Source organism: Psychrobacter sp. 16-MNA-CIBAN-0192 (assembly GCF_040309565.1).
In the GTDB taxonomy this organism is placed as follows: Bacteria; Pseudomonadota; Gammaproteobacteria; order Pseudomonadales; family Moraxellaceae; genus Psychrobacter.
Map to the genome: position 1 here is coordinate 1 of NZ_JBEOOX010000377.1, position 262 is coordinate 262.

Here is a 262-nt window from a genome sequence, read left to right on the forward strand (position 1 = left end):
GGGTAAATAAAGCGTAGTTGAGTGTTTAATATTTAGCCAACAGTTTTGGGTGGCCATGTTATTTTTGTGCATTAAAGGAAAACAAATCACCATTATCTGACTTAACAGATATTGCGCCTGACATTTTAAATGGAGGATAACGATTTGCATGAGTTGCTATTGAGGGATTATCATTGGGTTCTTGTTCGCGGATTAGCTCAAATCGGGATTGAGAAGCATCTAAAGGATAATCATCTAACTCATCAAGAATGCCATCTCCATC

1 protein-coding gene is annotated in these 262 nt (G+C 37.4%); it reads right to left on the reverse strand.

Going from position 1 to position 262, the window contains the following annotated elements; all coding sequences use genetic code 11:
• Positions 1-58: 58 nt before the first annotated feature.
• A partial coding sequence (locus tag AAEY78_RS13655; protein WP_352339882.1) for a hypothetical protein occupies positions 59-262 on the reverse strand: 204 nt, incomplete at its 5' end.